This window comes from Candidatus Methylomirabilota bacterium, from assembly GCA_036005065.1.
In the GTDB taxonomy this organism is placed as follows: domain Bacteria; phylum Methylomirabilota; class Methylomirabilia; order Rokubacteriales; family DASRDR01; genus DASYQW01.
The window spans coordinates 1-3,466 of the sequence record DASYQW010000320.1; the positions used below are offsets into that span (position 1 = coordinate 1).

The following is a 3,466-nucleotide window of genomic DNA, read 5'->3' on the forward strand; positions in this document are numbered from 1 at the left end:
GAGCAGGTAGGCGGCGGCGGCGTCGGCGGCCCCGTCGACGACGATCGGGAAGAAGACGAGGCGATCCCCGATCCGCCGGTAGATGTCGCGGCCGCCGTCCAGCGGAATCGCGAGGACCTCGGCCCCCGCGCGGCGCAGCGAGGGGTACACGTCCCCGAGCTGGGTGAGCCGCGGGAGCGATCCGGGCAGGCTGAAGAGGACCAGCAGCACGGGGCCCTGCCCGCGGTGCTCGCGGAGCGTGTGGCTCTCGCCGACGCCGGTCGTGTACTCGAAGTCGGGCGCCACGATGGCCGTGGGCCCGGCGACCGGTCCGAGTTCCCGGGTCCGCTCGGCGGCGGCCAGGGTGCGAAGGGCGTTGATGACGTCCCAGCGCTCGGCGTCCGAGAGCTGAGCCCCGAAGCCCGGCATGGGCGTGCCCCCGATCCCGTGAGTCAGCCACCAGAAGAGATCGCCGACCGTGTGATCGCCGGTGTGCTTGGCCGTGAGGTCGGCCGGCTTTTGCGGCAGCCGCGCCGCGGCCGGACCGTCCCCGTAGCCCGCCGGGCCGTGGCAGGCGACGCAGTGCCGCCGGTAGAGCGCGAGGCCGTCGGCGATCGAGCTCGCCGCGTAGGGAACGGTCGGCCGGCGGTAGGTCGTCGGGTAGGCGTCGACCGCGAGCGGCGGCAGCGCCACCGTGAGCCCGAGCACGATACCAGCCACCCCCGCCACGGCGACCTGGCGCCAGCGGCGGGTCTGCACGATGACGGCGAGCAGGGCGGCGATCAGGCCCAGGAGCGCCAGCTGGCCTCCGATGGCGACCCGCGTCTGCACGCCGGGCAGATCCCGGGTGGCCTCCCACGAGAGCCGGAAGGACAGCGGCCAGCTGACCGCGGAATGGCGGGCCGGGGTCGTCAGGCCGAGCACGGCGACGACGCCGAGGATCGCGCACCCGAGGGCCGCCTCGATGGTGACGTGCCGGCGCAGCCGGGCGATCAGCGGCGCGCTGCGGCCGTGGTCGTCCCGCCGCTCGACCGTGCGCAGGAGGCGCGGTTTGAGGACGAGCAGGTTGAGCGCCGCGACCCCGAGCAGCGGAAGGAGCAGGGCGAGCTTCAGCGAGAGCCAGCGTCCATAGGAGGTGCCGATCAGGGCCGGAAAACCCGCCACCTGCTCCCAGGCGTTGTAGGTGCCGGTCAGGACGAGGACCGCGACGCTGCCGAGGCCGAGCGCGGAAAAGCGGCGCGCCGCCCGGGCGGCCAGCGCGGAGCCCGTGGGGTCCGGGAGCGTGAGCGTCCAGGTGAGGAAGAGGACCAGGGGGAGCAGCGCCCCGAACCAGAGCCCCGTCGCGAGGAGATGCACGCCGTCGACGACGATCGCCGCCAGCGGAAACTGCTGGGCCGATGCGGCGTGGCCGGCGGCTCCGATGATGCCGAAGCTGGCCCCGGCCAGCAGGGCGCCCTCGAGCCGCAGGATCAGCCAGTCCGCCCGGTCACGCTCCGCCTCGCGGAGCCACAGGAGCAGGACGAGCAGAAGGAGAAGCCCGTGACGCACGAGCCAGATGGTGCCGTAGCGGGTGTGCATGAGCACGGAGGCGACCGGCGCCATGCCGAGGCTCCCCAGGAGTCCGGATCCGGTCGCGACGGTGACCTGGCGCCAGAGGTCGAGGAGCCCCGAGGCCACCGTGATGGCGAGGAGCCATCGGGCCAGGCGAAGGAGGCGTCCGTCCAGGGGCGCGAGCCCGTCGAGCGCGCTCCCACCGGCCATCCGGCCGGCGGGGCCCGCCACGCCGACGAGAAACGCGAAGGTCCCGAGCAGCAACCCGGCACCCACGAAGTGAATCCACCGGACGAGGACGCCAAACAGCTCCATGACCCGCCGCCTAGGCCGTCACTCGGGCCCCTTCAGCGTGAACGTGTAGTCGCCCTCGGTCTGATGGCCGTCGACGGCCAGGACGCGCCAGCGGACCGTGTACGCGCCTGGCGCCAGCGGTCGGAGGCCCACCCCGAGGAGCCGCCGGTTCTGGGGGTCCACGCGGGCGTCGTCACGGTCGACCCGCTGCCCGCGGCTATCGGTCACGGTGATGCGGCTGAACGCCGGCTCGAGGTCCCCGTCGAACCAGATCCGCACGGCCGCCGGCGAGGCGCGGACGACCGCGCCGACCCGGGGCTCGGAGCGCTCCGGGAAGGCGTGGGCCCAGGCCCAGCCGCTCCACAATGCGGCCAGGAGGCCGGCCAGGGCGATCGGACGGGCGGCGGGCGGTCGACCGATGCTCACCGGGCGCCTACTGGAAGATCGGCCGGAAGACGGTGGGCGCGATGTCGTCGAGGAAGAAGTGGAGGAGCGCGCGCACGCCGACGTTCTTCCCGGTCTCGCTGTTGATGGGAATGATGGCCTCGACCCCCACCTCCACGAGCTTGCCGGCCCAGATGATTCCGGGGTTCACCGTCCCCGTGGTCTTGCCGCCGTCCAGCGGGGTCTGGAAGAGCAGCTCGACAACCGGGATGAGCTGGCTGAAGGGCTTGGGGAGTCCGACGTCCCGCACGAACTGCTGGAGGTAGGGCAGGCTGTACTCGAACGCCACCCCGTAGGTCAGCCGATTGCTCTCCTCGTCGGTCAGCGGGATCTCGGCGCCGAACACCCCCGTCACGGCCACCGGGCGGAGGAAGGCGAGCGTGTCCGGGAGGTCGCCCAAACCCTTTCCGAAGAACAGGGCCGGGGACAGGGTCGAGAAGGACTCGGCCCCGCCGGACTTCTCGCCGGCGCCGCCGATCTCCCAGCCGAACCCGAGCGAAAGGACGGCCTCGTGGGCCGCGCTCTTGAAGAAGGTGTACTTGACGGACAGCTCCGGATTGCCGAACCCCGAGCTGCTCCGTTCGTCCGGATCGTTCGGATCGATGAAGTTGTACTCCGCTCCGATGGAGAGCCCGAGGTCCGGCGTGATGCGCTTCGAGAACTCGGCGCCGAGCGTCGTCTGCTTCGCCTCCGACCCCTTGATGTGGAGGACGCTGGGCAATGACAGCTCGTCGGCGACGAACGGATCGTCGATCGTCAATGTCGCCGGAAAGAAACGCTTCCCGATCACTCCGTGGGCCCAGGCCGGCCCCGCATGTGCCACGAACAAAAGCGCCACCCAGGGCAGAGAACGAGGGTATTTCATGCGCCACCTCGCTGGACCGGTCCCTCCGGACCGCGGAGGGACGCGGGCTGTCGACGACGAGTGAGCCGTGAACGTCAGGCGAGGGCGAGGGGCGCTCGCGGGGGGCCGCGGGTGGACGTCGGGCCAACGCTGGTCGAAGGAAACTGGGCGGGCGGCGCGGCGTCGGCCGGCTCGGGGGACGGAGCCGGGGCCGGGACGCCGTCGAGGACGGTGCCGGCGGCCGACGGGCAGTCCGCCGCCGCCAGGAAGCTACACGCCGGGTGCTCGTCCGTGTCGAAGACGTGATGGACCAGGTGGGGGCCGGTCTCGGCGACCAGGAAGACCAGCCAGCCG

General features: G+C 72.3%; 4 protein-coding genes. All 4 read right to left on the minus strand.

The features are described from left to right. Positions 1–1,845: CopD family protein (locus VGW35_21590; protein ID HEV8310266.1), on the minus strand; the 1,845-nt coding region annotated here is incomplete at its 3' end. A gap of 18 nt (positions 1,846–1,863) precedes the next feature. Continuing rightward, positions 1,864–2,250, minus strand: a complete 387-nt coding sequence (locus VGW35_21595; GenBank protein HEV8310267.1) for a copper resistance CopC family protein — start codon at positions 2,248–2,250, stop codon at positions 1,864–1,866. A 7-nt stretch (positions 2,251–2,257) separates the two neighbouring features. Beyond that, positions 2,258–3,133 (minus strand): hypothetical protein, encoded by an 876-nt coding sequence (locus VGW35_21600; GenBank protein ID HEV8310268.1) that lies wholly within the window; start codon positions 3,131–3,133, stop codon positions 2,258–2,260. Positions 3,134–3,207: 74 nt separating this feature from the next. Beyond that, the coding region (locus VGW35_21605) for a hypothetical protein (protein HEV8310269.1) at positions 3,208–3,466 on the minus strand (259 nt) is incomplete at its 5' end.